Source organism: Liquorilactobacillus sicerae (assembly GCF_029916425.1).
In the GTDB taxonomy this organism is placed as follows: Bacteria; Bacillota; Bacilli; order Lactobacillales; family Lactobacillaceae; genus Liquorilactobacillus; species Liquorilactobacillus sicerae.
Window position 1 is genome coordinate 1 of the sequence record NZ_JAHAVQ010000319.1, and the last position, 413, is coordinate 413.

The window sequence follows — 413 nt, forward strand, 5'->3', positions numbered from 1 at the left end:
GCGAGGATCATGGGAACAGAGATTTCGCAGGAATTGTAATTGGCTTAAGTTTAGGTTTCTTGATTATTTTTGCTTTAAATCTAACCGGAGGTTCTTTAAATCCGGCACGTTCAATTGGCCCGGCTATTTTTGTCGGTGGAAGTGCCCTTTCACATTTATGGCTTTACATTATTGCACCAGAATTTGGTGCAATTCTAGCCGCTTTATTTTCTAAATCATTCTTAAAAAGCGAAGCTTGATTTGTCGAATCATAAAAATAAAATTTGATCAACGCCTAAGCTGCGAAAATATTAATGACCGTATTTTTAAAAATTAATTTGAAATACGGTTTTATTTTGATCAAATTCAAAAAAATTATAAAGAAAAAATTAAAAACCAATCTGGTTAGGGATTGGTTTACATTTATATATTAT

1 protein-coding gene is annotated in these 413 nt (G+C 31.7%); it reads left to right on the forward strand.

Going from position 1 to position 413, the window contains the following annotated elements:
• A partial coding sequence (locus tag KH893_RS12635) for an aquaporin (RefSeq protein WP_281166378.1) occupies positions 1-239 on the forward strand: 239 nt, incomplete at its 5' end.
• Positions 240-413: the final 174 nt, after the last annotated feature.